The 26987-nt window shown below is 73.7% G+C and carries 28 protein-coding genes; 14 read left to right on the top strand and 14 right to left on the bottom strand.

What is annotated here, in order from left to right:
* Positions 1-37 precede the first annotated feature (37 nt).
* The 7 genes from PSU4_RS13865 to PSU4_RS13840 all read left to right on the top strand — a co-directional run bounded on the left by PSU4_RS13865 (position 38) and on the right by PSU4_RS13840 (position 4061).
* Complete coding sequence (locus PSU4_RS13865; protein ID WP_147107622.1) at positions 38-835, top strand: LmeA family phospholipid-binding protein; 798 nt, start codon at positions 38-40, stop codon at positions 833-835.
* A gap of 55 nt (positions 836-890) precedes the next feature.
* Positions 891-1319: a thioredoxin family protein gene (locus PSU4_RS13860; protein WP_186816933.1), complete on the top strand. Its 429-nt coding sequence runs from the start codon at positions 891-893 to the stop codon at positions 1317-1319.
* Between the two features lie 8 nt (positions 1320-1327).
* The gene (locus PSU4_RS33015; RefSeq protein ID WP_373866054.1) at positions 1328-1465 is read left to right on the top strand and encodes an Ms5788A family Cys-rich leader peptide; all 138 of its coding nucleotides are present in this window, start codon (positions 1328-1330) and stop codon (positions 1463-1465) included.
* 89 nt (positions 1466-1554) lie between these two features.
* Positions 1555-2067, top strand: a complete 513-nt coding sequence (locus PSU4_RS13855) for a DUF4395 domain-containing protein (RefSeq protein WP_147107616.1) — start codon at positions 1555-1557, stop codon at positions 2065-2067.
* A complete protein-coding gene (locus PSU4_RS13850; RefSeq protein WP_147107613.1) occupies positions 2064-2903 on the top strand; it encodes a sulfurtransferase in 840 nt (279 codons plus the stop codon). The genes PSU4_RS13855 and PSU4_RS13850 overlap by 4 nt, the downstream gene beginning before the upstream one ends.
* On the top strand, positions 2903-3202 hold the full coding sequence (locus tag PSU4_RS13845; protein ID WP_147107609.1) for a DUF1416 domain-containing protein: 300 nt from the start codon (positions 2903-2905) through the stop codon (positions 3200-3202). The genes PSU4_RS13850 and PSU4_RS13845 overlap by 1 nt, the downstream gene beginning before the upstream one ends.
* A 253-nt stretch (positions 3203-3455) precedes the next feature.
* The gene (locus PSU4_RS13840; protein ID WP_147107706.1) at positions 3456-4061 is read left to right on the top strand and encodes a heme-binding beta-barrel domain-containing protein; all 606 of its coding nucleotides are present in this window, start codon (positions 3456-3458) and stop codon (positions 4059-4061) included.
* Positions 4062-4122: 61 nt separating this feature from the next.
* On the opposite strand, the gene PSU4_RS13835 is transcribed toward PSU4_RS13840, so the two are convergent.
* Both PSU4_RS13835 and PSU4_RS13830 read right to left on the bottom strand, forming a co-directional pair.
* Entirely contained in the window at positions 4123-5334 is a 1212-nt protein-coding gene (locus PSU4_RS13835; RefSeq protein ID WP_147107606.1) for a hypothetical protein, read from the bottom strand.
* Between the two features lie 45 nt (positions 5335-5379).
* Positions 5380-7227 (bottom strand): hypothetical protein, encoded by a 1848-nt coding sequence (locus PSU4_RS13830; protein ID WP_147107602.1) that lies wholly within the window; start codon positions 7225-7227, stop codon positions 5380-5382.
* 223 nt (positions 7228-7450) lie between these two features.
* Between PSU4_RS13830 and PSU4_RS13825 the strand changes: the two genes are divergently transcribed.
* Entirely contained in the window at positions 7451-7900 is a 450-nt protein-coding gene (locus tag PSU4_RS13825; protein ID WP_147107704.1) for a Fur family transcriptional regulator, read from the top strand.
* Positions 7897-8997 carry a CAF17-like 4Fe-4S cluster assembly/insertion protein YgfZ gene (ygfZ, locus tag PSU4_RS13820; protein ID WP_147107599.1) on the top strand — a complete coding sequence of 367 codons (1101 nt, stop codon included), beginning with the start codon at positions 7897-7899 and terminating at the stop codon, positions 8995-8997. The genes PSU4_RS13825 and ygfZ overlap by 4 nt, the downstream gene beginning before the upstream one ends.
* 13 nt (positions 8998-9010) lie before the next feature.
* On the opposite strand, the gene PSU4_RS13815 is transcribed toward ygfZ, so the two are convergent.
* Complete coding sequence (locus tag PSU4_RS13815; RefSeq protein WP_147107596.1) at positions 9011-9826, bottom strand: DUF8083 family protein; 816 nt, start codon at positions 9824-9826, stop codon at positions 9011-9013.
* 163 nt (positions 9827-9989) lie between these two features.
* Between PSU4_RS13815 and PSU4_RS13810 the strand changes: the two genes are divergently transcribed.
* From PSU4_RS13810 to PSU4_RS13795, 4 genes are all read left to right on the top strand, one after another.
* Entirely contained in the window at positions 9990-10199 is a 210-nt protein-coding gene (locus tag PSU4_RS13810; RefSeq protein WP_147107593.1) for a DUF3073 domain-containing protein, read from the top strand.
* A gap of 202 nt (positions 10200-10401) precedes the next feature.
* Positions 10402-11352 carry a hypothetical protein gene (locus PSU4_RS13805; RefSeq protein WP_147107590.1) on the top strand — a complete coding sequence of 317 codons (951 nt, stop codon included), beginning with the start codon at positions 10402-10404 and terminating at the stop codon, positions 11350-11352.
* Position 11353: 1 nt separating this feature from the next.
* Entirely contained in the window at positions 11354-11713 is a 360-nt protein-coding gene (locus PSU4_RS13800) for a GntR family transcriptional regulator (RefSeq protein WP_147107588.1), read from the top strand.
* A gap of 177 nt (positions 11714-11890) precedes the next feature.
* Entirely contained in the window at positions 11891-12583 is a 693-nt protein-coding gene (locus PSU4_RS13795) for an NUDIX hydrolase (protein WP_147107584.1), read from the top strand.
* A 163-nt stretch (positions 12584-12746) separates the two neighbouring features.
* Here PSU4_RS13795 and purM read toward each other — a convergent pair whose 3' ends face one another.
* The 10 genes from purM to purS form a co-directional block, all read right to left on the bottom strand.
* A complete protein-coding gene (purM, locus tag PSU4_RS13790) occupies positions 12747-13871 on the bottom strand; it encodes a phosphoribosylformylglycinamidine cyclo-ligase (RefSeq protein ID WP_147107581.1) in 1125 nt (374 codons plus the stop codon).
* Positions 13872-14140: 269 nt separating this feature from the next.
* Entirely contained in the window at positions 14141-15718 is a 1578-nt protein-coding gene (gene purF / locus PSU4_RS13785; RefSeq protein WP_147107578.1) for an amidophosphoribosyltransferase, read from the bottom strand.
* Between the two features lie 123 nt (positions 15719-15841).
* Positions 15842-18058 carry a putative bifunctional diguanylate cyclase/phosphodiesterase gene (locus PSU4_RS13780; RefSeq protein ID WP_147107575.1) on the bottom strand — a complete coding sequence of 739 codons (2217 nt, stop codon included), beginning with the start codon at positions 18056-18058 and terminating at the stop codon, positions 15842-15844.
* A gap of 139 nt (positions 18059-18197) precedes the next feature.
* Positions 18198-18617 carry a sterol carrier family protein gene (locus PSU4_RS13775; protein WP_373866051.1) on the bottom strand — a complete coding sequence of 140 codons (420 nt, stop codon included), beginning with the start codon at positions 18615-18617 and terminating at the stop codon, positions 18198-18200.
* On the bottom strand, positions 18610-20898 hold the full coding sequence (purL, locus tag PSU4_RS13770; protein WP_222596251.1) for a phosphoribosylformylglycinamidine synthase subunit PurL: 2289 nt from the start codon (positions 20896-20898) through the stop codon (positions 18610-18612). The genes PSU4_RS13775 and purL overlap by 8 nt, the downstream gene beginning before the upstream one ends.
* Positions 20899-20974: 76 nt before the next feature.
* Positions 20975-21424, bottom strand: a complete 450-nt coding sequence (locus PSU4_RS13765) for a response regulator (RefSeq protein WP_147107572.1) — start codon at positions 21422-21424, stop codon at positions 20975-20977.
* Positions 21421-23136 (bottom strand): sensor histidine kinase, encoded by a 1716-nt coding sequence (locus PSU4_RS13760; RefSeq protein ID WP_147107570.1) that lies wholly within the window; start codon positions 23134-23136, stop codon positions 21421-21423. Before PSU4_RS13760 ends, PSU4_RS13765 begins: the two co-directional genes overlap by 4 nt.
* The gene (locus tag PSU4_RS13755) at positions 23133-24317 is read right to left on the bottom strand and encodes a PP2C family protein-serine/threonine phosphatase (RefSeq protein WP_147107566.1); all 1185 of its coding nucleotides are present in this window, start codon (positions 24315-24317) and stop codon (positions 23133-23135) included. Before PSU4_RS13755 ends, PSU4_RS13760 begins: the two co-directional genes overlap by 4 nt.
* A 94-nt stretch (positions 24318-24411) precedes the next feature.
* The gene (gene purQ / locus PSU4_RS13750) at positions 24412-25089 is read right to left on the bottom strand and encodes a phosphoribosylformylglycinamidine synthase subunit PurQ (RefSeq protein WP_147107562.1); all 678 of its coding nucleotides are present in this window, start codon (positions 25087-25089) and stop codon (positions 24412-24414) included.
* Complete coding sequence (gene purS, locus PSU4_RS13745; RefSeq protein WP_147107559.1) at positions 25086-25319, bottom strand: phosphoribosylformylglycinamidine synthase subunit PurS; 234 nt, start codon at positions 25317-25319, stop codon at positions 25086-25088. The genes purQ and purS overlap by 4 nt, the downstream gene beginning before the upstream one ends.
* Positions 25320-25464: 145 nt before the next feature.
* On the opposite strand from purS, the gene PSU4_RS13740 reads away from it, so the two are divergent.
* Positions 25465-26091, top strand: a complete 627-nt coding sequence (locus PSU4_RS13740) for an MBL fold metallo-hydrolase (protein WP_147107557.1) — start codon at positions 25465-25467, stop codon at positions 26089-26091.
* A gap of 136 nt (positions 26092-26227) precedes the next feature.
* Here the strand turns inward: PSU4_RS13740 and PSU4_RS13735 are convergent, their stop codons facing one another.
* Entirely contained in the window at positions 26228-26974 is a 747-nt protein-coding gene (locus tag PSU4_RS13735) for a DUF2334 domain-containing protein (protein WP_186816932.1), read from the bottom strand.
* Between the last annotated feature and the right edge of the window lie 13 nt (positions 26975-26987).

Genomic DNA, 26987 nt, shown 5'->3' with positions numbered 1-26987 from the left:
CCGTCGACGGGTTGGTTCGCCCGTGTCGGAGGTCGGAGTGAAACGCCTGCTCGTCGCGCTGGTCGTGCTGGTCGGCGTGCTGCTCGCCCTCGACTACGGCACGGCCGCCCTCGCCGAGTCCGCGGTCTCGCGGCAGATGCGCACGCAGCTCGCCCTCACCGACGACCCCGACGTCCGCATCAACGGGTTTCCGTTCCTCACCCAGGCGATCTCGGGCGAATACCGCAGCATCGACGTCACCGCGACGCACCTGTCGGTCGGCCCGCTGCGCGAGGTCGAGGTCCGCGCCCAGCTGCGCGACGTCGGCGCCCCGCTGTCGATGCTGCTCGGCTCGGGCCCGAAGACGTTCACGGTGGCCGAGGCCGACGGGACCGTCCGAATCGACGCCGACGACCTGCAGCGGCTCATGCCCGGCGTCACCAGGATGCGCATCGACAACATCGACCGCACCACCCTCACCGACCTGGTCGACGAGGGCGCGCCGTCGTCGCTGCTCGGGGTCGACCTCGACTCGTCGGCCCGGGTCGTCGGCACCATCGACGTCCCGGTCCTCGGCGAGAAGGAGGTCTCGGTCATCGCGTCGTTCCTGCTCGACGGGCGCGACATCCTGATCGTGCCGCACGACTTCCGCATCGACGACGGCCACGGCGACCGTGTCCCGCTGCCCGCCGCGCTCGTCGCGTCGCTGAACGAGCGCTTCACCATGCGTATCAGCCCCGGCACGCTGCCGTTCGAGGTGACCCCCCGGCTGCTGCGCCCCCGCGACGGCACGATCGAGATCAGCGGCACGATCGAGAACATGACGATCGGCGGAGCGTCCCCGCTCGCGCAGTGAGCGCGGCGCGAGCCACGGCGGAATGCCTGCCGCGTCACCGATGTTGGGGCCGCACGTGAACACCACCGGGTTGTGGGTGGTCGTCGGCGTGCTCGTCGTCGCGACCGTGGCCGGGCTCGTGATGCGGGCCCGTTCCGGACGTGTCCGGACATCCGCGGCCCCGACAGCCGCCGCAGGATGGTCGCTGTCCGGCCACGACCCCGCCGCCGACGACCGCGTCCTGCTGCTCCAGGTGTCGTCCCCGGTGTGCGCCCCGTGCCGCCGGACGGCCGCGCTCCTCGACGAGCTGAGCGCCACCACACCCGGCCTCGTGCACATCGAGGTCGACGTCTCCGACCGGCCCGAGGTGGCCGCCGAGCTGGGCATCATGCGCACACCGACGACCGTCGCGTTCGACCGGTCCGGCACCGAGCTGCTGCGGGTGTCCGGGGTGCCGCGCCGACCCGATCTCGTCGACGCGATCACCCCGTCCCTGGGAACGTGACGCACACCATGGATCCCGGCCCTCGGGCCTGGGATTCCCGCTTTGCGGGATCCTCGGCTACCCTCGGCACCGTGAACTGGCCGCTGACCAAACGCCGCGCAGTCGATCTGTGCCGCGTCGGCAGCTGCCTGTGTCGCGCCTCCTGACGCCGGCCCACCACCGTCCACCCGTCCGACACACGGGCACGCGTGCGCGCCGGGCACGAACCTCGATCCGTTCGTATCCAGGAGAAGCCATGTCCACACCGGATGGTTCCGCCGCGCCCCCGGCGGAACCCGGTCCCGCCCCGGGCGAACCCACGCTCGACCCGCGGGGCGTCCGCTTCGCTGCGGCCCTCACTACGGTCGTGCTCGTGGTCGTGCTGCTCACGGGCAGCGGCTGGACGGCCGGGGCGCAGGCTGTCGTGTTCGCCCTCGGGGCGTTCGCCGGCATGCGCTACGCGCCCTACTCACTGCTCTACCGGGCGCTGCTCGCACGTCGCCTCGGCCCACCCACCGAACGGGAGGACGCCGCACCCGTGCGGTTCTCCCAGCTCGTGGGCTTCCTGTTCGCCACCGTCGCCGCGATCGGCTACCTCACGGGCGCGACGACCCTCGGGATCGTCGCCACCGCGTTCGCGCTCGCGGCGGCATTCCTCAACGCGGCCTTCGGCTTCTGCCTCGGCTGCGAGATGTACACCCTGATCTCCCGCACCCGGGCCCGGCTTCGGACCCGCAACCCGCACACCGCAGAAGGAGCGACCGCATGAGCCGCGAGGACGTCCTGGTCACGACGGACTGGGCCGAGAAGAACCTCGGCGCCGAGGGCGTCGTCTTCGTCGAGGTCGACGAGGACACCACGGCCTACGACGGGGGCCACATCCCCGGCGCCGTCAAGTTCAGCTGGACCACCGAGCTGACCGACCCCGTGCGCCGCGACGTCCTGAGCAAGGAGGACTTCGCGGCCGTGCTGTCGGCCAAGGGCATCTCCAACGACGACACCGTCGTCCTCTACGGCGGCAACAACAACTGGTTCGCCGCCTACGCGTACTGGGAGTTCAAGCTCTACGGCCACCAGAACGTCAAGCTCATCGACGGCGGCCGCAAGAAGTGGGAGCTCGACGGCCGCACCCTCACCACCGAGGTCGCCGAGCGTCCGGCCACCACCTACACCGCCAAGGACGCCGACCTGTCGATCCGCGCGTTCCGCGACGAGGTCGTCGCCTCCATCGGCGTGAAGAACCTCGTCGACGTGCGCTCGCCCGACGAGTACTCCGGCAAGATCTTCGCCCCCGCGCACCTCCCGCAGGAGGTGTCGCAGCGCCGCGGCCACGTCAAGGGCGCCATCAACGTGCCGTGGAGCAAGGCGGCCAACGAGGACGGCACCTTCAAGTCCGACGAGGAGCTCACCGCCCTCTACGGCGAGGCCGGCCTCGACGGCGGCAAGGCCGTCATCGCCTACTGCCGCATCGGCGAGCGCAGCTCCCACACCTGGTTCGTGCTGCGCGAGCTGCTCGGGCACTCCGACGTCAAGAACTACGACGGCAGCTGGGTCGAGTACGGCTCGCTCGTCGGTGTGCCGATCGAGCTCGGGGCGGGCAACTGATGTGCGGCGCACCTGACCAGGCCGTCGCGCTGCCCCCGGGTACCGACCTGGAGAAGCAGACCGTCCTCGCCGGCCGTGTCGTCGCCGAGGGTTCGCCCGTCGGTGGCGCGTTCGTCCGGCTGCTCGACGGCACCGGCGAGTTCACCGCCGAGGTCGTGTCCTCGGCGTCGGGCGACTTCCGGTTCTTCGCCGCGCCCGGCACCTGGACCGTCCGCGCGCTGTCGCGCTCCGGCAACGGCGAGGCGGTCCTGACCGCCGACGGGCCCGGCCTGCACCAGACGCAGGTCGCGGTCGCCTGACACGCACCACGCAGTACCCCGAACGCCGCTCCGGACCTCGCGTCCGGGGCGGCGTTCGGCGTAGCGGGCTGCGCACGCGACTATGCTCCGCGGCCGTGCACTGGATGTTCACCGGACTGTTGATCGCGGTCAGCGTGGGGATCGCCGGTTACACCGGCCTCCTGCTGCGCAGGCTGTTCACCACCACCCCCCACCACGACGAGGCACAGTGAGCTCCCCCTCCGACCCCCCCTCGGAATCCGCCGAGCCCGAGCTGAGCACGACGATCCAGGGCCCCGCCCACGCCGCGCCCGACTCGCCGCAGCGCAACCGGCCGCGCTGGGAGGACCTGCCGGTCCCCGACGACACCGCCAACCTCCGCGAGGGTCCCGACCTCAACGAGGCCTGCCTCGGCCTGCTCCCGCTCATCGGGGTGTGGCGCGGCACCGGCGAGGTCGTCTACCCGACGATCGACGGCCCGTACCACTACGGCCAGCAGCTCGTCTTCGCCCACGACGGCCGGCCCTTCGTCAGCTACGAGGCCCGCGCCTGGCTCCTCGACGAGGACGGCAAGGTCATCCGGCAGGCCGCCCGCGAGACCGGTTTCTGGCGCCCCCAGCCCGACGGCACCCTCGAGGTGCTGATCGCGCACGCCACCGGGGTCCTCGAGATCTTCTACGGCAAGGCCCGCACGCTGACGTCGTGGGAGATCGAGACCGACGCCGTCGCCCGCACCGCGACGGCCAAGGAGGTCACCGGCTCCCACCGGCTCTACGGCCTCGTCGAGGGCGGCGACCTCGCCTACGTCGACGAACGCGCCATGATGGGCCAGCCCATGCAGCCGCACCTCTCGGCACTGCTGCACCGCATCGCGGGCTAGCTCCTGTGAGTGGCGATAGTCGCCATGGCGACTATCGCCACTCACGACCCCCGGGTGGGCTTCAGCTCTCCGCGGCCCGCAGCGTCGCCACCTCGCCCACCGGGATACCGGCCAGGCGGGCGATCTGCGCGTCGTCGAGACCTGCCGACGCCAACCTCTCGACCAGCCCCGCCAGCGCATCCTGCTCGTGCCGGACCGCCTCGACAAGCCGGTCGAGCTGACCGCGCACCCGGTCCAGCTCGACCGTGGCCCCGACAGCGCGGTCCGGGTCCTCGAGCAGGACCGCGAGGAGCCGGTCGCGGGCGACACCGTCGGGCGCGGCCCTGTCGGGACCAGCCCTGTCAGGACCGGCACTGTCGGGACCGGCATCGGCAGGCGTCCCGCCCCCCGGCTGCGGGCGGCGCGTCCGGTCGGCCGCCGCCCGGTTCGCCAGCGCGTTCGCGACGGCGTCGGCCAGCGTGCGCCCGGCACCGGCAGGCTCGTCAGCGGCGTCGGGGGCCGGCGACGGAACCGCGCGCAACACGGCGCCCGCCGTGCTCTCCGGCTGCGCCGCAACAGGTCGGGGCTCGCCCTGACGCCCGTGGGGCCCGGCGCCGGGGGCACCGGCGCCGGGCCCGTCCCCGGCGGACACCGTCGCGTCCCCGGTGGTCGACCGTCCGGCCTCGGGGCCGGCGGCGGCGTCGTCGGCGAGCGTCAGGTCGACGCGCAGCCACGGCGCCGCGACGTTCGTGTCGTCGGCAGGCTCCTCCGCGGCAGCCGTCGCCGCCACGCCGCGGTCGGGCACCCGGACCCCCACCGACGTCGATGCCCGCCGAGCCGACGCCCGCTGCAACAGGATGTCGGAGCTGACGGGCAGCGGCGTCGTATCGGGGTCACGCCCCTCGCTCCTCACGACGACCGGCCGGCCCCCACGCAACGCCGCGAGATCACCGACCGTCGTCACCGACGGCGCCACCGAGACGTTCCCGGAGACCATCGCAGGCTCTTCCGGCGTCGCGGCCTCCTCCGGCGCAGCCCCGGCCTCGGAGCCGGCGGTCACAGGCTCACCGAGCGTGCGCGCCGGCTCCCCGGGGACGACCGGTTCGCCCGGCACCGGCTCCTCGGCGGGCGCGGTCAGCGCAGCGGTGGTCCCCTCCGCGATCCGCCGGCGCCGCCGACGCAGCACCACCACGACGCACACGACCGCGACGACGAGCACAACACCCGCGACCACCAGCCAGCCGATGGGCACACCCAGTGGCGCAAGAGCTTCGGCCGAGAACGGCGACACCATGGGCGCGCACGGTACGCGAGGTCACATCACCGAGCGCAACCGTTGTCACCCGGAGCGTGACCCCGACGTCGAGCGGTCCGACCGGCTGCCCTTCGCGTCCTTCGCCTCGTCCGACGACGCACCGCCACCCTTGCCGTCGCGGCCACCCTCGGAGCCGCGTCCGGCCGACGACGGCCCCTGTGACGTGCGGTTGTCCGCGTCCTTCGTCCCGTTCGTCGACGACGACGCAGACTTCCCGGCGCCGTTCCCCGCCGGTTTTCCGGAGCTCACGGACCCGCTGCCGTTCGTGCCGGACGACGACGCGGCGCCCCCGGCGACCTTCCGGGATTCAGCCGATCCGGTGGTGCCGGCGCCCTTGTCCCGAGTGGTGTCGGCGGCCTTCGGCGCGGACTGCGCGGCGCCTGTGGGCGTCCGGGTGGTCGGCGCGGCCGGGCGAGCGACCTTCTCCGACGCGGGCCGGAAGAGGTCGCCCGGCTGGCCTGTGTCGCCGTTGGGGCGCATCGACACCGTGGCGCCGTCCCCGGCGCTCTGCCGTCCCTGACCGACCCGCGCGGCCGGCATGTCGGCGGGCGACGGATGGGCGCTCTTCTGCGGTCCGGCGCCCTCCTGCGAGCCCTTCGGTGCGCCGGCCTGCGACGACTTCTGACCTTGCGCCGGCTTCTGGGCCCGCGACAGCGGCTCCTGGGCCGGGGGTTTCTGGGCGGGCGGTTTCTGGGCGGGGGGTTTCTGGGACGGCGCCTTCTGCTGCACCGTCGGGGCCGAGCCGGACGCGACCGCCGGGGGCTTCGGGCCGCCCGGGGTCCGCGCGGCGGGCGGGGGCGAGTAGCCCCACGACCCGGGGGCGGCCGGTCCCGACGACACCGGACGCGACCCAGCCGGCTTCTGCTCGGGCGGCTGCGGCGGCCCGGCAGGCTTCGCCGCAGGCGGCTTCGCGGGTGGCCCGGCCGCCCCGGCCGCCGGGGGCTTCTGGCCACCGGCCGCCGCCAGGGGCGTCTGCGCCGAGGGGTTCTGCGTCGCAGGCTTCTGGGCCGGGGGCTTCCGCATCGCAGGCTTCTGGGCCGAGGGGTTCTGCGCCGAGGGGTTCTGCGCCGAGGGGTTCTGCGCCGAGGGGTTCTGCGCCGAGGGGTTCTGCATCGCAGGCTTCTGCATCGCAGGCTTCTGCATCGCATCCGCTGCAGACGTCGGGCCGGACGGAGCTGCGGGCTTCGGAGCGCCCGCGAGCGCAGCCCCGGGCTGCGACGACCCGGGCTGCGACGACCCGCCGCGGGCCGCCCCGGGCTGGGCCGGGCCGGGGGCTGTAGGACGTCCCCCGGCCGCCGCGGGACGTTGCGGCGTGCCAGGAGGCGTGGGCGCACCACCCGCCGCCGGCGGCTTCGCAGGTGCCGGACCCGGGGCGGCCGTGGGACCTGCGGGAACGGGTGGGGCGGAGACGATCGTCGGCATGGACCCGGCAGGCTGGGACGCGGCGGGCTGGGCTGCGGCGGGCTGGGCTGCGGCGGGAGCGGCGCCCGGGCGGCCCGCGTCGAGCTCGCTGCGCATCCGGGCCACGTCGCGGGCCAGTGCGTCGCGCCGGCGCGTGAGCTCGTCGACCTCGCGACGGGCGCGGCCGCGGATCTCCTCGGCCTCCTGCTCGGCGTGGGCGAGGATGGACTGCATCCGGTCGGACATGCCGTCGATGGGGTCGACCGGGCGCGGCGCCGGCGAGGGCCCGGGCCGCGGCGGGGGGGCGTTCACGGGGCGGGTGGCGTGGGCGGCGTCGAGGTCCGCGCGCATCCGGGCCAGGACCCGGTGCAGCCGCTGGATGTGGTCGTCGACCTGGCGGCGCGAGTAGCCGCGGAAGACGACGTCGAAGTGCGTGGCACCGGGGGACCGGTCGCCGGCGTCGGCCGACATCGCGTTACCTCCTGACCCGGGCGTCCAGACCGCCGAGCCTACCGTCAGCGAGGCACCACGTTCACCCTGTCGGAGCAGAGATCAGCCGGTCGGTGTGATCCCGGCCGCCGTCGTGGCGTCGTGCGTGGGCGGTTTCGGGCACGGGCAGGGCGGGGTGTGGTTCGCCTACGATCTGGTCGTGGACACCTCGCTGCGGCAGACGCTGCACCGGCGTGGCCTGCGCATGACACCTCAGCGTCAGCTCGTCGTCGACGCGGTCCGCGAGCTGGGCCACGCGACGCCGGAGCAGATCTGCACGCGTGTCCAGCAGACCGCGCCGGCCGTCAACATCACGACGATCTACCGCACGCTGGAGCTGTTGGAGCGCATCGGGCTCGTCCGCCACACACATCTGGGGCACGGCGCCCCGACCTATTCCGAGGAGGACCACCAGCACGTCCATCTGGTGTGTCATCTGTGCGGGACGGTCGCGGAGGCGCCGACGGACCTGATGGACGCGCTGGCGGAACGGTTGCGCGAGGAGTCCGGGTTCACGTTGGACGCGACGCACGTCGCCCTGTCGGGCCGGTGCGCCGACTGCACGGAGGACGCGGACGCCTCGCCGGAGGCCGGTGAGGCCGCGGCGAGCCACCAGCACCACACGCACGACCACACCGAGGGGAGCGCGCGGTGACGGAGCCGCAGACGGACGTCGACACCACCGGGCAGGGGGCACCGGCCGATCCCGACGAGGCGGTCCCGGCCCACCGCGGCGACCCGTTGGCCGAGCAGCGGGCGATGGCCCGGGGCGCGGCCGTCGTCGACCGGGGGCATCGCGAGGTGATCGCGGTGCCGGGCGAGGACCGGCTGAGCTGGCTGCACCTGCTGCTCACCCAGCACGTGAGCGAGCTGCCGGAGGGCACGGCCACCGAGGCGCTCGTCCTGGACCTCAACGGCCGGGTGCTGCACCACATGAACGTCGCGCACGTCGACGACGTGGTGTGGCTCGACACGGACCCGGGCGACTCCGCCGAGCTGCTCGACTACCTGACGAAGATGGTCTTCTGGTCGAAGGTCGAGCCGCGGGACGCGACGGCGGAGCTCGCCGTGCTGAGCGTGGTCGGGCCCGACACGGCCGCCGTGCTGGCCGCGGCCGGCGTCCCGGTCCCCGGCGTTCCGTCGGGTGCGGCGGCGCTGCCCGGTGGCGGGTTCGTGCGGCGCATGCCGTGGCCGGGCAAGGACGCAGCCGATGTCGTCGTGCCGCGCGCCGAGCGTGAGGCCTGGTTCGCGCGGCTGACCGCGGCGGGTGCCCGCGCGGCGGGGGCGATGGCGTTCGAGGCGTTGCGGGTGGAGGCGTTGCGGCCGCGGCTGCGCGTCGACACCGACGAGCGGACGATCCCGCACGAGGTGGGCTGGATCGGCGCTGCCGTGCACCTGACCAAGGGCTGCTACCGGGGTCAGGAGACGGTGGCGCGCGTCGCGAACATGGGCAGGCCGCCGCGCAAGCTGGTGCTGCTGCACCTCGACGCGGGCGACGAGGAGCTGCCGCGGCCCGGTGACGCGGTGTTCAAGGACGGGCGCGCGGTCGGCCGTGTCGGCACGGTGACGTTGCACCACGAGCTGGGCGCGGTGGCGCTGGCGTTGGTGAAGCGGTCGGTCCCGGTCGACGCGGAGCTGGTCGCGGGTGTCGACGAGCGTGCCGCGCCTGCGCGGATCGACCCGGACTCGATGCCGCCGGAGGAGTCCACGCCGCCGCCGGGGCGGGCGGCCCAGTCGGGTCTGCGGGGCTGAGCGGGCTCGGGCGTCAGCCGTTGCCGCGGTGTGCGGCGACGGCGCCCCAGAAGTCGCGCAGCTCCTCGTAGCAGGCCTGCGCGACGTCTGCGTCGCCGTCCTGGAGGGCTTGCAGGGCGTCCTGGACGAGCTCGGCGGAGGTGTCGGCGCGCAGGGCGTCGTCGTCGACGAACGTGACGAGGCCGCCGTAGTCGAGCTCGACGACCGACGTGCGGTCGAAGCGGGCCAGCCAGCTCGCGGTTTCGGCGAGGACCTCGGCGGGACCGTCGTCGCCGATGCCGGAGTGGACGATCTTCTCGGCGCGTTCTGCCCGGGCGAGCGCGGTGCCGATGGGGACCTGCCAGTGCACGCGCCGGGTGCCGTGGAGGGTCAGCCGGCGCGCGTCGGGGTCGACGAGGGAGAACCAGGGCAGCGGGACGGTCCAGGCGGACGAGACGACGTGGGCGGCGCCGGCGCCGATCTCGGCGAGCGCGGCCTCGGCGTCGCGACGGGCGACGGACTCGGGGCCGCCCAGGACGGCGGCGCGCAGCACGGGCGGTTCCTCGGTGAGGAAGGCGAGCAGCGCCGCGGCGGCCCGGGGGCGGGTGTCGAGCGGGCAGACGAGCGTGTCGCCCGTCTCCGATGTCGTGACGAGGACGTCGACGGCGTCGGTGGGCAGCTGCCCGGAGCCGAGTCCCACGCGGAGGCAGCGGTCGCGGTCGCGGGTACCGGCGTCACCGGCGGCGAGGGGGCCGCGGCGGAGGGCGTCGCGGACCGGCGCGCCGGTGGGGCCGTCGAACGCCCGGAGGGGTTCGTAGACCCGCAGGTACGACAGGAACGGCTCCGGCATGGACGGGATGATTCCAGGCGCGGGGCGGTTCCGGGTCACACCATCGATGCCACGTCGCACGGTGGCGGGTCAGCAATGTACGGTGGACCCCAGGATATTGATGACATGAATGGGGCCGCCGAGACATCCGGCCGCCCCTTCCCTGTTGTAAGGGGGACCAGCCATGGGGCGCGGACGAGCCAAGGCCAAGCAGACGAAGGTGGCCCGCGAGCTCAAGTACAGCTCCCCCACGATGGATCTCGATGCGCTGCAACGCGAGATCGGTAGTGGGACGGCTCCTTCTGACGACGAGGAGTACGACGAGTACGACTCGTACTACTCCTCCTACGCCTCCAAGGACGACGAGGCGGACGAGGACGCACCCCGCCGCTAGGGGCGTCTGACGACTCCGGCCGTAGCACGGTGGGCCCGAGTTGTTCGGTGCGCTCCTGGGGCTGGTTCGTCCCGTCGTCGTGAACCGGGCGCTTCGGCGCCCGGTTCGGCGTGTCCACGTGGTGCCGACGTTCGGCTGGGGTGGTCACCTTCCCCTCTGCTTGTTATAGTTGCGCTATAACAAGCAGAGGGGTGATGCGACGATGGGACGGACGGCCAGAGCCCTCCTCACGGGGGCCCCGCACCTGGTGGCGGTGACGCCCGCACTCGTGACCGCGCTGGTCGCGGCCGATCGGATGCCCGCCGAGCCCGCCACACGGTTCACCTTCGACGGCACCGCGGTCTCGACCATGCCGCACGCCGCACTGGTGGCGACGATCGTCGCGCTCGGCGTGGTGCTGGCGTTCGTCTTCGGCGCGATGGGCGCCCGGCCGACCGCGGCGCGGGTGTCGTCGTTCGACACGGCGCGGTTCTTCGGCGCGGTCTCGTGGGCGACGGCAGGCCTGCTGGGCGGGGTGCTGTACGAGGCGACGGCGGCCAACGTCGACGTGGCATCCGCCGCCGAGGCGCACCTGACTGCCGACCGGTTGCTGATCGCCGTCGGCGTCGCGGTCGTGGCGGGCGTCGTCGGGTACCTGGTGACGCCGTCGGCGCCCCCGGCTCCCGAGGAGCCCCCCGGCGCGCCGGTGCCGATCGGGGCCACGGAGCGGGTGAGCTGGTCGCGCCGCATCGAGTCGCGGATGTCGCTGGCCCTGGGGGCGGTGGTCCTCGTCGGTGGCCTGGTCCTGGGCTGGCTCGCCGGGTGGCTGCCGGGCGCGCTCCTCATCGTGGTCGGGCTGGCGGTGCTGCTGCTCGGCTCGTCGGCGTTGGTGACCGTCGACCGCCGCGGGCTCGTCGTCGCGCTCGGTGCGCTGGGGTGGCCGCGGCTGCGCGTCCCCGTCGACGACATCGCGTCGGTGACCGCGGGGGACGTCTCCCCCGCGCAGTTCGGCGGCTGGGGCTACCGGCTGACGCCGGGCGGCTCGGGTGTGGTGCTGCGCAGCGGTCCGGCAGTGATCGTGACGCGACGGTCGGGGCGGCGCTTCACCGTCACCGTCGACGACGCGCGCACGGCCGCGGGCCTGCTGACCAGCCTGGTCCACGAGGTGTCCTGACGTGTTGTTCCGGATCGACCCGTCCCGGCCGGTCCTCCTCGCCGACCAGATCGCCGCGAACGTGCGTCGTGGCATCGCCGAGGGGACGGTCGCGCCGGGCGAGCGGCTGCCTCCGGCGCGGGAGCTGGCGGCGTCGCTGGACGTGAGCATCCACACCGTGCTGGCGGGCTACCAGCAGCTGCGCGACGAGCAGCTGATCGAGCTGCGGCGTGGGCGCGGCGCGACGGTCCGGGAGGGGTTGCGACCCGACCGCGCAGCCCTGTTGGGGCTGGTGCACGATCTCGTGGCGGCCGCGCGCCGCATCGACCTCGACGACGAGGAGCTGGTCGATCTCGTCCGGTCGGCGGCCGCGGGTTCGTGATCCACACGCCCGTCGGGGTGGCAGGCTCCGACCGGGGTAACGCGGCTCCTGCGCGCGGCGATCGACTCGGCAGAGGCTCGTCCTGGACGGGCGCGGGCGACACGTCGTGCCGCGTGACGTGGATCATCGCGGTAGTGTCAGCCTGACGAGAATTTCGAACGTCAGGAACGGATCACGATGCGTGGCAACCTGTTCGCCGTCGGCGTGGACCTGGTGGTCCTCACCGTCCGCGACGACGAGCTGTGCGTGCTGCTGGTACGCCGCACCGAGAAGCCCTTCGAGGACACGTGGGGCCTGCCCGGCGGGTTCGTCGCGCCCGACGAGGACCTGCCCGACACCGCGGCCCGCGAGCTGGCCGCCCAGACCGGCGCCGGCACCGCCGGGCGCGTGTCCGGGCACCTGGAGCAGATCGCGGGCTACGCCGCGCCCGACCGCGACCCCCGCGGACGCGTACTGTCCGTCGCGTTCCTGGCCCTGCTGCCCGACATGCCCGACCCCGACCAGCCCGACGTCGTCAGCGGCTGGCACCCGGTGGCCGACGTCACCGATCTCGCGTTCGACCACGCCCAGATCCTCGCCGACGGCGTCGAGCGCGCCCGCGAGACGCTCGAGTACACGACGCTCGCCGCTGCCTTCTGCCCGCCCGAGTTCACGGTCACCGACCTGCGCCGCGTCTACGAGGCCGTGTGGCGCACCGAGATCGACCCGCGGAACTTCTCCCGCAAGGTCACCTCGACCCCCGGTTTCCTTGTGCCGACGAACCGGCACGTCACGGGCGGCCCCGGCCGGCCGGCGCAGCTGTTCCGCCGTGGCCCGGCCACCCGGCTGCACCCGGCGATGCTGCGGGAGCCCGCCGTCCGCGTGGGCTGAGCGGCACGCCCGAGAACGGGGCGCAACCTCACGGTCGTCCCGACGCCGGAACACAGCAGTGAGGTTGCGCGCGGTTCTTCGCGCGCAACCTCACGGTCGTTGCGCGTGCGGATCGCGACAGTGAGGTTGCGCGCGGGTCGGCGGGCCCGGGTCGGCGGGCCCGTCAGAAGCGCGGGTGCTCGCCCTGCAACTGCACGCGCGCGCCGACGCCCGTCGGCTCGTCGCCCGTGCCACGGCGCACCTCGCCCAGCACCCACGACGGCACGTGCCGCGCGGTGAGCACAGCCAGGGCACGGTCCACGTCGTCGGGCGGGAGCACGGCGACCATTCCGACGCCCATGTTGAACGTCTTCTCCATCTCGGCCCGCTCGACGCGGCCCCGGGAAGCGATCAGCTTGAACACCGGCGCGGGCGTCCAGCTGCTCCGGTCGGCGACGGCGACGAGGCCGTGCGGCAGGACCCGCTCCAGGTTGCGGGCCAGCCCGCCGCCGGTGATGTGGGAGAACGTCCGCACCCCGGTCTCGGCGGCCAGTGCGAGGCAGTCGCGGGCGTAGATGCGCGTCGGGATCAGCAGCTCCTCGCCGAGCGTCGTCCCGAACTCCTCGACGTGCCCGTCGAGCGGGATCCGCGCGATGTCGAGCAGGACGTGGCGGGCCAGCGAGTACCCGTTGGAGTGCAGGCCCGACGAACCCATGGCCAGCAGGACGTCGCCTGGGCGGACGCGCTCGGGGCGCAGCATGGCCTCGGCGTCGACGATGCCGACACCGGTCGCGGAGATGTCGTACCCGCCGGCCTCCATGAGGCCGGGGTGCTCGGCGGTCTCGCCGCCCAGCAGGGCGCAGCCGGCCTGCTTGCAGCCTTCCGCGATGCCCTTGACGATCGACGCCACCTGCTCGGGGACGAGCTTGCCGACGGCGATGTAGTCCTGCAGGAACAGCGGCTCGGCACCGCACACGACCAGGTCGTCGACGACCATGGCGACCAGGTCGAGGCCGATCGTGTCGTGCTTGTCCATGGCCTGGGCGACGGCGACCTTCGTGCCGACGCCGTCGGTGGACGCCGCGAGCACCGGCTCGGTGTAGCGGCTCAGCTTCGGTGCGAACAGTCCGGCGAACCCGCCGATGCCGCCGAGGACCTCGGGACGCGTCGCCATCTCGGCGTGCGGGCGGAACGCCTCGACGGCCTTCTCCCCGGCCTCGATGTCGACGCCCGCCGACGCGTAGCTGGCCCGCGGGGTGTCCTCGCGGTCCTGCACGTTGTCCTCGGGCACGGTCGGCGTGGGCGGCATGGGGTGATCGCTCCTGACGGCCGCCCTGGTGGGCGCCCTGTCTGTCACGGCCGCGGGTGCGGCCTGTCGTCTGGCGGCCGCGGGGCGCGGCCGTGGGTCGTCGGCGCAGGTCGTCGGCATGGTCCCCGGCCCGTGGCCCGCACCGGGTTCCGCGCGTCGTGGACCCGACGACGGACGCCCTGGATCATCATGGCCGGTCACCGGCCGGACGGTCGAGCCCGGACCGGCGTGCGCGGCCCGGGCTCGGCATCCCGGGTCGCGGGATCCCGTCAGGGACGACGCAGGGCGTCCGCCGCACCGTAGCCGACCGAGAGTGGCGCGGCATCGCCCGACACCTCCGCGGCGACGCCGGCGAAGCTCTTCGTCGCGTCGGCGGCGGCCCGGTCGTCGCCCAGCTCGAGCAGGTGTTTGCCCAGGCGCGCCTCCTCGGGCAGCGCGATGGGGTACTCGCCGTCGAAACAGGCGCAGCAGAGCCGGCTGCGGGGCTGCTCGGTGGCCGCGACCATGTTGTCGATCGACACGTAGCCGAGGGTGTCGGCGCCGATCGAGCGGCGGACGCCGTCGACGTCGAGGCCGCTGGCGAGCAGCTCGGCGCGCGTGGCGAAGTCGATGCCGTAGAAGCAGGGCCAGCGCACGGGCGGGGACGCGATGCGCACGTGCACCTCGACGGCGCCGGCCTCGCGCAGCATCCGGACCAGGGCGCGCTGGGTGTTGCCGCGGACGATCGAGTCGTCGACGACGACCAGGCGCTTGCCGCGGATCACGTCGCGCAGCGGGTTGAGCTTGAGCCGGATACCGAGCTGGCGGATGGTCTGCGACGGCTGGATGAAGGTGCGGCCGACGTAGGAGTTCTTGACCAGCCCCTGGCCGTAGTCGATGCCGGAGCCCTGCGCGTAGCCGATCGCGGCGGGGGTTCCCGACTCGGGGACCGGGATCACCAGGTCGGCCTCGACGGGGTGCTCCTGGGCGAGCCGGCGGCCGATCTCGACACGCGTCGCGTGCACGGAGCGGCCGGAGATCGTGGTGTCGGGGCGGGCGATGTAGACGTACTCGAACACGCAGCCCTTGGGCTCGGGGTTGGCGAACCGCGAGCTGCGCATGCCGTTCTCGTCGATGGCGATGAGCTCGCCGGGCTCGACCTCGCGGACCATGGAGGCGCCCACGATGTCGAGCGCCGCGGTCTCGCTGGCGACGACCCAGCCGCGCTCCAGCCGACCGAGCACGAGCGGGCGGACGCCCTGCGGGTCGCGGGCCGCGTAGAGGGTGCTCTCGTCGGCAAAGACCAGCGAGAACGCGCCACGGGCCCGCGGCAGGACACGCATGGCGGCCTCCTCGAGGCCGGTGTCGGCGGCGTCGGCGGCCATGAGCTCGCACAGCAGGTCGGAGTCGGTGCTGGCGCGAAACGAGCCGCCGGCCAGGCCGCGGGCGGCGATCTCGTCGCGCATCTCGGCGGTGTTGACGAGGTTGCCGTTGTGGGCCAGGGCCACGCCGCTGCCGGTGGCGGTGGTCCGGAACGTCGGCTGCGCGTTCTCCCAGGTGCTGGACCCGGTCGTGGAGTAGCGGTTGTGACCGACGGCGAGGTGCCCGCGCAGCGACGACAACGTCTGCTCGTCGAACACCTGGCTCACCAGACCGAGGTCCTTGAACACCACCATGCGGTGGCCGTCGGAGACGGCGATACCTGCGGACTCCTGGCCGCGGTGCTGGATGGCGAACAGCCCGTAGTAGGCGAGCTTGGACACCTCCTCACCGGGCGCCCACACGCCGAACACACCGCACTCGTCGTGCGGGACGTCGTCGTCGGTGTCGGGATTGGGGGCGGGGTGCTCGTTCCTGCCGGAACTCAACGCACACACTCTCCTCGGCTGACGGCGGGCAACACCGTGCGCCGATTCTACGCGGCCGCTGGTCGAGAACCCATCCCACGGGACCGGCGTCACCGATCGCCGCCCACGGGAATATCGGGCCGGTCAGCGCAGGGAGCGGCGCACCAGGTCGGGCACCCATGCCGCGGGGCCGGCGTCGCCGAACCAGCGGCCCTGGCCGAGGTCGCAGCCCAGGCGTTCGAGCCGCTCGGCCTGCGTGCGCGTCTCCACCCACTCGGCGGTGACCTCGAGGTCGAGCGCGTGGGCCAGCTCGACCAGCGCGCGGACGATGCTCTCGTCCATCGGGTCGGGGGCGGGGTGGCGCAGCCCGTCGATGAACGAGCCGTCGATCTTGAGGGCGTGCACGGGGAGCCGCCGCAGCCACGCGAGGCTCGACCAGCCGGTGCCGAAGTCGTCGAGGGCCAGCCGCACGTCGGCGCCGCGCAGGGCGCCCAGCACGTCGAGGGCGAGCGCCTCGTCGCCGAGGACGGCCTGCTCGGTGATCTCCAGCTGCAGCTTGCGCGGCGGCAGCCCCGACTCGGCCAGCGCGTCGGTGACGGCGTCGAACCAGCCGGGCGCGACCAGCTGCACCGGTGAGACGTTGACGCTGACGTAGGGCGAGGCGTCGCCGAGCCGTTCGTGCCATCCGGCGGCCTGCCGGCACGACTCGCGCAGCACCCAGCGACCGAGGGACACGATCGCGCCGCTGCGTTCGGCGAGCTCGATGAACCGGCCCGGCCCGAGGACACCCTCGACGGGGTGCTGCCACCGTACGAGCGCCTCGGTGCCGAGGACGTGCTCGTCGCGCAGCCGCACGAGCGGCTGGAAGGCGAGCCGGAACTCGCCGCGGTCGACGGCCTCGGGCAGGCCCGCGAGCAGTGTGGACCGGGCGGCCTCGCCGGCGTCGCGCTCCGGGTCGAACAGCACCCGGCGCCCGCCGCCCTGCGCCTTGGCCCACGACAGTGCGACGTCGGCGGAGCGCATGAGCTCCTCGGGGACGGTCGTGGCCGTCGGCGCCTCGCTGACCCCGATGCTGGCCGTGACCGTCAACGACCGGCCCGCCAGCTGGAACGGTGGTCCCAGCGCGTCGAGGAGCCGGTCGGCGAGGGCCTTCATGTCGTCGGCGCCGGTGGTGTCGACGGCGAGCACGGCGAAGTCGTCACCGCCGGTGCGGGTGACGAGGTGGTCGCCCGCCGCCATCTGCAGCCGGCCGGCCACCGCGAACAGCAGCTCGTCGCCGACCGCGTGGCCGAGGGTGTCGTTGACGGAGCGGAACCCGTCGACGTCGACGGCGCACAGCCCGGCCCGGCGGGCGGCCCCGGGTGCGAACGCCTGCCGCAGCTGCGCCTCGGCGACGCCGCGGTTGGGCAGCTGGGTCAGCCGGTCGAGGGTGGCGGCCCGTTCGAGGCGGGACCGCAGCCGGTGCCGTTCGGAGATGTCCTGGACGACGGCGACGACCCGGTCGGGCTCACCGCGGTCGTTGCGGACGAGGGTGGCGTTGAGGCGGGCCCAGACGACGATCCGGTCGGGCCGCACCAGCCGGACGTCGATCTCGACGCTGTCGGGCCCGTCGGCGGACGCGACCCGGTGGTAGCTCTCGACGAACGTGGCCAGGTCGTCGGGGTGGACGAAGTCGGCGGCCGCGTGCGGGAGCTCGGGCGGCTGGTCGGCGCCGAAGAGCCGGTAGAGGGCGGGGTTGGCGTCGATGACGTCGCCGGCGAGACTGCCGACGGCGATGCCGACCCGCCCGCGCAGGTAGAGGGCGCGGTAGTGCAGGTCGCCGTCGGTGAGGACGCGCTGCAGGTCCTCCGGCGGCCAGCGGGTGGCGGTGAGGAGGTCCTGCCGTTCGCTCTCGGCACGCTCACGCATCGCGGCGAGGTAGCCGGCGACGAGCTGGTCGAGCGCCGTGGCCAGGCGGCGGGCGCCCTCGGGGCCCGGGGTGCCGAGCATCGCCTGCGCGTCGCTGCGCAGCAGGCCCAGCGTCGGCGGGAGGAGCTCCTCGGGCTGGGGGCCGCCCGCCCCGAGGGGGCGCTTGGCGGGTCCGCAGTGGTACAACGAGGCGCCGATCCGGCGCGCGGTGGGCGGCCAGAACGGGTCGGCGCGCAGCACCGTCGACAGTCGCCGCAGCAGCGTGCGGAGCTGGCCGATGGCGGGGCTGCCGGCGCCGGGCAGCAGATCGGCCCAGCGGTCGGCGAGCCGGCTGGCCGGATCGGGTGTCGAGGGGCCGGCGCCGACGGGCTCGACCGGCTCGACGGCGCGCAGGGCCCGGCCCGGTTCCGGGGTGGCCCGGTCGGACGGTCCGGGCAGCCGTGCCACGACCATGCCCGTCACCTCCGTCGCCCGTCGCGTGACGACCGCACGATCGCGCACTCTGCGGCGCCATCCTCGACCGCCGAAGGCTGTTTCGCCACCGGCAGGTGTTGCGGATCATCCGTGCAGGTGATGAGGACGTCACCTGCTGTCAGCGCATCGGTAGCAACGTCGCCACCTCGGGTGCACGCGATCCGGACGCCGTCAGCACGCCCGTGTGAACCGCATCACACCAGGTGAGGATACCGCGGGAGAGCGCGAGCCACGTCCTCGGATCGGTCTCGACGACGTTCGGCGGGTTCCCGCGGGTGTGCCTGGGCCCCTCGACGCACTGCACCGCGCCGAACGGCGGAACGCGCACCTCCACGGTGTGCCCGGGCGCCCGCTCGACCAGCCGCGCGAGACTCGCCTTCACCGCCGCCTTCAGCGTCGCCCGGTCGGGCTGCTCGCCGCCCGCGAGCCAGACCCCGATCGGATCGGGGCCGCACTCCGGCCCCGGGTCGGGCGCCGAAGGTCCGGGGTCGGGCGCCGAAGGTCCGGGGTCGGGCGCCGAAGGTCCGGGGTCAGACACCGAACAGCCTCGGCAGCGTGCCCTCCCACGCCTCCCGCAGCTCCTCGGCCGACAGCGGGGTGAGCGTCTCGATCCGCAGCCCGTCGCCACCCGTGGTGCCGATCCGTTCGGCGGGGACCCCCGCCGATCCGGCCCGCGCCAGGAACGCGTCGACGTCGGCGGCGGCGACCGTGACCAGCACCCGGCCCGCCGACTCGCTGAACATCGCGACGAACGGGTCGAGCCCCGCCGGCAGCGCCACCTCGGCGCCGTTGCCCCCGACGAGGACCGCCTCGACCAGCGCCTGCGCCAGGCCGCCGTCGGAAAGGTCGTGCGAGCCGCGCAGCTCACCCTCGGCCGACGCCGCGGCGAGCAGCTCCGCCAACCGCTGCTCCGCGGCCAGGTCGACCGCCGGCGGCAACCCACCCAGGTGGTCGTGGACGACGTGCGCCCACTCGCTGCCATCCAGCTCGTCGCGCGTCGCACCCAGGAGCACGACGGCGTCGCCCGCACCGGTGAACCCGCTGCGCACCCGCCGCGCGACGTCGTCGATCACGCCGAGGACGCCGATCACCGGCGTCGGCAGGATCGCGCGGTCGCCCGTCTGGTTGTAGAAGCTGACGTTGCCGCCGGTGACCGGGATGCCCAGCTGCGCGCAGCCGTCGGCCAGGCCCCGCACGGCCTGCGAGAACTGCCACATGACGTGCGGGTCCTCGGGCGAGCCGAAGTTCAGGCAGTTGGTCACCGCGGCCGGGACCGCACCGGAGACGGCCACGTTGCGGTACGCCTCGGCCAGCGCCAGCTGCGCACCCGCGTACGGGTCGAGCGCGGTGAACCGGGCATTGCAGTCGGTGGAGACGGCGATGCCGCGGCCGGTCTCCTCGTCGATGCGCACGACGCCGGTGTCGGCCGGCTGCGCAGACGCGGTGTTGCCACGGACGTAGCGGTCGTACTGCTCGGTGACCCACGCCCGGCTGCACAGGTTCGGGCTGGCCGCCATCCGCAGGATCTCCGCGCGCAGCTCCGACGGCGACGCCGGTCGCGGCAGCCGGTCGGCCACGTCGGCCTGCAGCGCGTCCTGCCCCGCCCCGCGCCCGACGGGCCGCTCGTACACCGGGCCGTCGTGGGCGACGGTGCGCGGCGGCACGTCGACGACCGTCTCGCCGCGGTGGCTGATCCGCAGCCGGTCACCGTCGGTCACCTCGCCGATGACCGTCGCGATCGTGTCCCACTTCGCGCAGACCGCCATGAACGCGTCGACGTCCTCGGGCCGCACGACCGCGCACATGCGCTCCTGCGACTCGCTGGACAGGATCTCCGCCGCCGTCATGCCCTCCGCGCGCAGCGGCACCACGTCGAGGTCGACGTGCATGCCGCCGTCGCCCGCGCTGGCCAGCTCGCTCGTCGCGCACGACAGGCCCGCGCCACCCAGGTCCTGGATGCCGACGACGAGCCCCGCGTGGAACAGCTCCAGGCAGCACTCGATGAGCACCTTCTCGGTGAACGGGTCGCCCACCTGCACGCTCGGGAGCTTCTTGCGGCCGCCGGCGTCGGCGTCGAACGTCTCGCTGGCCAGCACCGAGACGCCGCCGATCCCGTCGAGACCCGTGCGGGCGCCGAACAAGATGATCTTGTTGCCGGTGCCCGACGCGAAGGCCAGGTGCAGGTCCTCGACCCGCATCGACCCGACGCACATGGCGTTGACCAGCGGGTTCCCGGCATAGCCCGCGTCGAACACGACCTCGCCGCCGATGTTGGGCAGGCCCAGGGAGTTGCCGTAGCCACCGACGCCCGCCACGACACCGGGCAGCACCCGCGCGGTGTCCGGCGCATCGGCCGGACCGAAGCGCAGCGGGTCGGCCACCGCGATCGGCCGGGCACCCATCGCCATGATGTCGCGCACGATCCCGCCGACGCCCGTGGCCGCGCCCTGGTAGGGCTCCACGTAGGACGGGTGGTTGTGCGACTCGACCTTGAACGTCACCGCCCAGCCGTCGCCCACCTCGACGACGCCCGCGTTCTCACCGATGCCCGCCAGCATCTTCGCGCGCATCTCCTCGGTGGTGGTCTCACCGAAGTAGCGCAGGTGCACCTTCGACGACTTGTACGAGCAGTGCTCGCTCCACATCACCGAGTACATCGCCAGCTCGGCGTCGGTGGGTCGACGGCCGAGGATGTCGCGGATCCGCGCGTACTCGTCGTCCTTCAGACCCAGCTCCACATAGGGCTGCGGCTGGTCGGGGGTGGATGCGGCGCGCTCGACGGAGTCGACGGAGTCCAGCTGGCGAACGGTCCCGGTCACGACATCAGAGTAGTCGGCCACCCCGCGCGACCTGCGGTCACCGAGACGGCCCTCACCCGTGACACCCGACGCGGAGTCAGATCGCGCGCTCGCCCCCGGGCAGCTGGACGACGCTCACGAAGAAGTGGTCGATCTGCTTGATCGCCTCGATGAAGCGGTCGAAGTCCACCGGCTTGGTGACGTAGGCGTTGGCGTGCAGCTGGTAGCTGCGCAGCACGTCCTCCTCGGCCTGCGACGTCGTCAGCACGATCACCGGGATCGCCGACAGCGTCGGGTCGGCCTTCACCTCGGCCAGGACCTCCCGCCCGTCGCGACGGGGCAGGTTCAGGTCGAGCAGCACCAGGTCGGGGCGGGGCGCGTCGGCGTACTGGCCCTCGTTGCGCAGGTAGGCCAGGGCCTCCGCGCCGTCGGTGACCACGTCGAGCCGGTTGTGCAGGTACTCCTCGAACGCCTCACGCGTCATCAGCACGTCGCCCGGGTCGTCCTCGACCAGCAGGACGTTGATCACTCTCGCGTCGTCGGTCATCGTGTTCCTTCCCCGCCGGTGACGACGGTCGCCGGCTCGGTGTCGTCGGTGCTCGCCGCCCCGTCGTCGCCGCGCGAGCCGCGGGGCGGGACGAGGGTGAACCGGATCGTCGTGCCCGGTTCGGGACGCGGGTCGGTGTCGACCCAGATGCGGCCACCGTGGAACTCGACGATCTTCTTCGCGAGCGCCAGGCCGATGCCTGTTCCTGTGTAGACGTCACGGCCGTGCAGCCGCTGGAAGATCACGAACACCTTGTCCGCGTACTCGGGCTCGATCCCGATACCGTTGTCCGACACCGAGATCTCCCAGCCCTCACCGGGCTCCCCCACGGGCGCCGCCGCGATGCGCACCACCGGCGGCGCGTCGGGCCGGCGGAACTTGATCGCGTTGCCGATGAGGTTGGCGAACAGCTGCAGCAGCAGCTGCCGGTCGCCCGGCACCGACGGCAGCTCCTCGACGACGATCTCGCCGTCCGCCTCCGCGCGGGGCGTCTCCTGCTGGTCGGCGGCGGCGGAGACGACGTCGCGCAGGGCCAGCGTCGTGAACCCCGACGTCGTCCGCCCGACACGGGAGAAGGCCAGCAGGTCGTTGATCAGGCGCTGCATCCGCTGCGCGCCGTCGACGGCGAACTCGATGTACTGGTCGCCGCGCTCGTCGAGCTTGCCCCCGTAGCGGCGCTGCAGCAGCTGGCAGAAGCTCGCCACCTTGCGCAGCGGCTCCTGCAGGTCGTGGCTCGCGACGTAGGCGAACTGCTCGAGGTCGCGGTTGGAACGTTCGAGATCGCGCGTCTGCTCGTCGAGCCGCTCGGCGGTGTCACGGGCCCGGTCGAGCTCGCGGACGATGTGCGCGCGCATGGCCTCGACGTCGTCGCCGAGCATGACGATCTCGCGCGGGCCGCTGGAATCGACCCGGTGGGTGACGCTGCCCGACACCACGCCGCGGACCTGCGACGTCAACAGCGAGATCGGGCGCAGGACCGCGCGGCGCAGCACGATGCCCGTCGCGACCAGGAACAGCAGGGCGACCACCGCCACGACGATCCCGACGGCACTGACGAACGTCGCTGCCGTGTCGAGCCGCTCCCGGGCCGCGAGGCGCTGGGTATCGAGGTCGGCCTGCAGCTCGTCGACGCCGACGCGGACAGGATCGAACAGGCTGCGGCCGCCGTCGGCGGCGACGGACTCGACCGGGCGGCCCTCCCGGACCGCCGCGATCGCCGGGTCGGCGTAACCGGTGTGCCAGGCGTCGATGCCTGGTTCGATCCGGTCGAGCCACGCACCGAGCCCCGGCACCCCGTCGCGCAACGAGGTCAACGTCGCCAACGCGTCCTGCGCCGCCCTCGATCCGGAGACATACGGCGCCAACGACTCCTCGCGTCCGCTGAGCTGGAAGCCCCGCACACCGGTCTCCTGGTCGACCAGTGCGGTCGCCAGCAACTGGCCCGTCCGCACCGCGGGGCCGATCTTGTCGAGCAGGTCGGCCCGCGCGGAGTTCAGCCGATACAGCGACACGGCGCCGACGACGGCAGCGATCACCGACAGGACGAGCGCCACCGCGGCGACCGCACCGAAGATGCGCGCGAGCGGCCAGCGCCGGCCCTCGTCGGCCCGCGCCCTGCCGTCGACGGGCAGCCCGCCGCCCTTCCCGAGGCGCAACCGCGGCCTGCGGAACCGGGTGGGGGCGGCGGCCGCGTCGACCGCAGGCCGGGTCACGCCGGGCCCTCGTCGGACAGCAGCAGGATCGCGACGTCGTCGGCGAGCGGGCCGCCGTTGATCTCCTCGACGAGCTCCACCAGCTTGCCGGGCAACGTGTCCAGCGGAGTCGCCGCGTTCTCGCCGAGGAGGGTGAGCAGGCCCTCCTCCCAGAGCGGCTCGTCGCCGCCGCGGCCACGGCCCTCGATGAGGCCGTCGGTGTAGAGCAGCAGCGACCAGCCCGGGTCCAGCACGATCTCCCGCGGCGCCCACTCGGCGTTCGCATCGATCCCGAGCGGCAGACCGACCGTCGGCGGTTCGGTGCGCGGGGGCGGGCCCAGCAGAACCGGCGGCGGGTGCCCGGCGAGCCGGACGAGTCCCCGCCCGGCGCCGCCCGCCCCGTGCGGGGTGATCGCCAGCGTGCACACCGTCGTGAACAGGCGTGGGTCGTGCCGCTCGCTGACCAGCACCTCCTGCAACTTGGGCAGCAGCTGGCGCTCGGCGACACCGGCCAGCACCAGGGCCCGCCACGACACCCGCAGCAACGCGCCCAGGGCCGCCTCGTCGGGCCCGTGGCCGCACACGTCCCCGACGATTGCGTGCACCGTGCCCGACGGGTCGAGGACCGCGTCGAAGAAGTCGCCGCCGATCACCGACCGCGTACGGCCCGACCGGTAGAACGTCCGCGCCGCCACGCCCGACCCGGAGAGCAGCGGTGTGGGCATCAGGCCGCGCTCCAGACGGACCGACTCCGCCGCCGCAAGCTGCTCCTCGCGCAACCTGACCAGCCCGGCCTCGGCCCGGCGGCGTTCGATGGCGTACCGGATCGCCCTGATCAGGACGGGGCCGTCGGCCTTGCCCTTCACCAGATAGTCCTGCGCCCCGATCCCGACGGCCGCGATGCCCAGGTGCTCGTCGTCGAGGCCCGTGAGGACGCACACGGCCGCGCCCGGGTCCGCGGTGAGCAGCCGCCGCAGGCCGTCGAGCCCGCCCGTCGTCCCGGGCGTGTTGAGGTCGAGCAGGATGCAGTCGGCCGAGGCGAACAGCCGGTGTTCCAGCACGTCGACCAACGAGCCCGACACGCTCAGCTCCACCTCGGGACCGACCTCCGACAGCAGCTCCTCCACGAGGAACGCGTCGCCCGGGTCGTCCTCCACCAGCAGGACGCGGCGCCCCGGCTCGACGGGAAGGGCGCGGGTCACGTGATCGTGCTCCTCCTCCGGCCGGTGCCGCGTCCGCGGCGGTCGCGACAGCCTAGAGCCGACCGTGAACCCCCCGGCGACCCGGGACCGCGGGTCACGCCGCGGCGACCGCCCCGAGTACCGACGTGAACAGGCCGAGACCGTCGGTCGTCGGGCCGGTCAGGGGGTCGATCGCGTGCTCGGGGTGAGGCATCAGACCCACGATCCGGCCGTCGGCCGACGCGACACCGGCGATGTCGGCCGTCGCACCGTTCGGCGCCCCGCCGACGTAGCGGAACACCACCCGGCCCTCGCCCTCCAGCTCGGCCAACGTCGCGGCGTCCGCCACGTAGCGGCCCTCACCCGACTTCAGCGGGACGACGATCTCCTGGCCCGTGGTGAACCCGCCGGTCCACACCGTCGACGCCGACTCGACCCGCAACGTCTGGTCGCGGCAGATGAAGTGCAGCCCGGCGTTGCGCACCAGCGCACCCGGCAACAGCCCGGCCTCGCACAGAATCTGGAAGCCGTTGCAGATGCCCAGCACCGGCAGCCCGCGCCGCGCGGCCTCGACGACCTCACGCATGATCGGTGCCTGGCTGGCGATCGCGCCCGCCCGCAGGTAGTCGCCGTAGGAGAAGCCACCCGGGACCACGACGGCGTCGACACCGCGCAGGTCGTGGTCGCCGTGCCACAGCGCGACGGCGTCGGCGCCCGCGCGACGTGCCGCGCGGGCCGCGTCGGCGTCGTCGAGCGTGCCGGGGAACGTGATCACACCGATCCGCATGCTCATACCCGCCTCACCGTCCAGTCCTCGATCACCGGGTTGGCCAGCAGGTCGCCCGCGATGCGGTGCAGGGTCTCGTCGTCGAGCGAGTCGTCGACCTCCAGCTCGAAGTGCTTGCCCTGCCGTACGTCGGCCACCCCGTCGATCCCGATCCGCGTCAACGCACGCGTCACGGCCTGCCCCTGCGGGTCCAGGATCTCGGGCTTCGGCATCACGTCAACGACCACTCGCGCCACGCCACAAGACTACGGGGAGGATCCTCGCCGATCACGCCCACCTGCGGTGATGAACGGGCGAGCGGTTGTGACGCTGCCGACCCCCAGCCCCCGGATCAGGGCCGTTCGCTGGCAAAAGACAGGCCCCCGGAGCAGAGTGGCCGCCGTGCAGATCACCCACTTCGGCCACGCGTGTGTGCTCGTCGACACCGGAGCCGCCCGGTTGCTCATCGACCCGGGGACCTTCTCGTCGGGCTTCGAGAAGCTCGGCGGGCTCGACGCGATCCTCGTGACCCATCAGCACTTCGACCACCTCGACGAGGACCGGCTCGCGCCACTGCTGGCGGCCAACCCGGAGGCACGTCTCATCGTCGACGTCGGTACCGCGACGACGCTGTACGACTACACCCACGAGGTCGTCGCCCCGGGGGAGTCGTTCTCGGTCGCGGGTGCCTCGATCGACGTCCTGGGCGGGGACCACGCGACGATCCACCCCGACATCCCGATCGTGCCCAACAACGGCTACCTGATCGACGGCACGACCCTGCACCCCGGCGACTCCTTCACGCCACCGCCCGGGGAGCTCGACGTCCTGCTGCTGCCGACGGGTGCGCCGTGGCTGAAGCTGTCCGACGCCGTCGACTACCTGCGTGCGGTCGAGCCCCGCACGGCCGTGCCGATCCACGAGGCCGTGCTGTCGCGGCCCGCGATGCACTACGGGGTGTTCGAGACCCTCGGCCCGGCCGGCACGACCGTGCAGGTGCTGGAGCGGGAAGTCGCGACGAAGGTCTGACCCCTTCCGCGCGCAACCTGACGGTCCTGTTTCCGACGGATCACGACGGTGAGGTTGCGCCCGGTTCGTCGCGCGCAACCTGACGGTCCTGTTACCGACGGAACACGACGGTGAGGTTGCGCCCCGGTCGCTCGGGTCAGGCCGCGCCCGCGTGGACGCCGTCGGCGTAGGTGAGGGGGTGCGCGCCCGCCGCGAGGACCGCGTCGACGGCCGAGAGCGCGGCCTCGACGCGCAGCGGGCGGCGCAGGTCCTTGGCGCGCAGGCCGAGCCGGACGAGCCCGCCACGGCGGGCGACCCGGCCGGCCTCGGCGACGAGCACCCGGCAGCGCCAGCTCTCGGCCGCGTGCCGGTCCTCGGGCCGCCGCTCCCCCGACACCCGGAACCCCAGCACCCGGCTCGCGACCACGGTCCCCTGCTGCAGCGCGTGGACGGCGCCGTCGTCGGCACACAGGACGAACGCACTGGCGCGCAACGCCTGGACGGTGCCGGGCGAGGCGAGCCAACGGGGCGGGGCGAAGAGGTCGGTGTCGAGCCCGGCCGCGCGGGCCGCGCGCCGGGCGGCGACGACCCGCAGCCCGGCCTCGTGCTCCGGGAGCACCGCGAACTCGGCGCGACGCCCCAGCCGCACGGGCGAGCGCTGCCAGGCGCCGATCGGGTCGGGGGTGTGGTCGAAGCCGTGGAGCAGGACCGCGTCGCCCCCGACCCTCCGCCCCCGCAGCCAGTCGACGACGGCCGGGTCGGCGGCCTCGCGTCGCAGCCGGGGCCGGAACAGGTGCGACAGCGGGACCCCGCGCACGTCGAGCGCGTCGGCCAGCTCGCCCGCGGGGCCGAGCGAGGCGGGGTCGGCGGTGAGTCCGGACAGGGACACGACCAGTCGGCTCATACCCCCATGGGGC

The organism is Pseudonocardia sulfidoxydans NBRC 16205 (genome assembly GCF_007989085.1).
Taxonomy (GTDB): domain Bacteria; phylum Actinomycetota; class Actinomycetes; order Mycobacteriales; family Pseudonocardiaceae; genus Pseudonocardia; species Pseudonocardia sulfidoxydans.
Note: the sequence above shows the minus strand (reverse complement) of the source record. Positions and strands in the feature narration are given on the sequence as shown.

Coding starts and splice junctions, on each gene's coding strand:
- purM (WP_147107581.1), bottom strand. CDS start 13,871: ATGCCGCCCACGCCGACCGTGCCCGAGGACAACGTGCAGGACCGCGAG.
- PSU4_RS13780 (WP_147107575.1), bottom strand. CDS start 18,058: ATGGTCGTGGCACGGCTGCCCGGACCGTCCGACCGGGCCACCCCGGAA.
- PSU4_RS13850 (WP_147107613.1), top strand. CDS start 2,064: ATGAGCCGCGAGGACGTCCTGGTCACGACGGACTGGGCCGAGAAGAAC.
- PSU4_RS13845 (WP_147107609.1), top strand. CDS start 2,903: ATGTGCGGCGCACCTGACCAGGCCGTCGCGCTGCCCCCGGGTACCGAC.
- PSU4_RS13815 (WP_147107596.1), bottom strand. CDS start 9,826: ATGCCGGAGCCGTTCCTGTCGTACCTGCGGGTCTACGAACCCCTCCGG.
- PSU4_RS13835 (WP_147107606.1), bottom strand. CDS start 5,334: ATGGTGTCGCCGTTCTCGGCCGAAGCTCTTGCGCCACTGGGTGTGCCC.
- PSU4_RS13810 (WP_147107593.1), top strand. CDS start 9,990: ATGGGGCGCGGACGAGCCAAGGCCAAGCAGACGAAGGTGGCCCGCGAG.
- PSU4_RS33015 (WP_373866054.1), top strand. CDS start 1,328: ATGGATCCCGGCCCTCGGGCCTGGGATTCCCGCTTTGCGGGATCCTCG.
- purQ (WP_147107562.1), bottom strand. CDS start 25,089: ATGAGCATGCGGATCGGTGTGATCACGTTCCCCGGCACGCTCGACGAC.
- PSU4_RS13855 (WP_147107616.1), top strand. CDS start 1,555: ATGTCCACACCGGATGGTTCCGCCGCGCCCCCGGCGGAACCCGGTCCC.
- PSU4_RS13830 (WP_147107602.1), bottom strand. CDS start 7,227: ATGTCGGCCGACGCCGGCGACCGGTCCCCCGGTGCCACGCACTTCGAC.
- PSU4_RS13795 (WP_147107584.1), top strand. CDS start 11,891: ATGCGTGGCAACCTGTTCGCCGTCGGCGTGGACCTGGTGGTCCTCACC.
- PSU4_RS13825 (WP_147107704.1), top strand. CDS start 7,451: ATGACACCTCAGCGTCAGCTCGTCGTCGACGCGGTCCGCGAGCTGGGC.
- PSU4_RS13765 (WP_147107572.1), bottom strand. CDS start 21,424: ATGACCGACGACGCGAGAGTGATCAACGTCCTGCTGGTCGAGGACGAC.
- PSU4_RS13735 (WP_186816932.1), bottom strand. CDS start 26,974: ATGAGCCGACTGGTCGTGTCCCTGTCCGGACTCACCGCCGACCCCGCC.
- PSU4_RS13805 (WP_147107590.1), top strand. CDS start 10,402: ATGGGACGGACGGCCAGAGCCCTCCTCACGGGGGCCCCGCACCTGGTG.